Consider the following 454-nt stretch of genomic DNA (forward strand, 5'->3'; position numbering starts at 1 on the left):
GATCCGGCACGATGAACTCGCCGACGATGGGGATGAAGCAGAGGAGCGCGCCGGCGACGATCCCCGGCTTGGAGAGCGGGACCGTCACGGTCCAGAAGGCTTTGAGCGGCGAAGCGCCGAGATCGGACGCCGCCTCGATCAGCGTGGAATCCTGCCGCTCGAGGCTCGCATAGAGCGGCAGGACCATGAACGGGAGGTACGAGTAGACGATCCCGATCAGGACCGCCCCGTAGGTGTTCAGGATCTGCAGCGGCTCCGCGATCACGCCCAGGGCGAGCAGCGCCCGGTTGAGAAAGCCCTCCGGACTGAGAATAGCCATCCAGGCATAAACGCGGATGAGGAGGCTCGTCCAAAACGGGATGATGATCAGCGCCACGAGGATCGGGCGCCAGCCGGCCGAAGCCCGCGCCATCGCGAGCGCGATCGGGTATCCGAGGATCAGCAGGACGAAGGT

General features: G+C 65.4%; 1 protein-coding gene. It reads right to left on the reverse strand.

What is annotated here, in order from left to right; all coding sequences use genetic code 11:
* Positions 1-454 (reverse strand): ABC transporter permease (locus AC2JF9_RS09160; protein ID WP_500727147.1); only part of this gene is annotated, 454 nt, incomplete at both ends.

The organism is Lactobacillus sp. C449L (genome assembly GCF_059900815.1).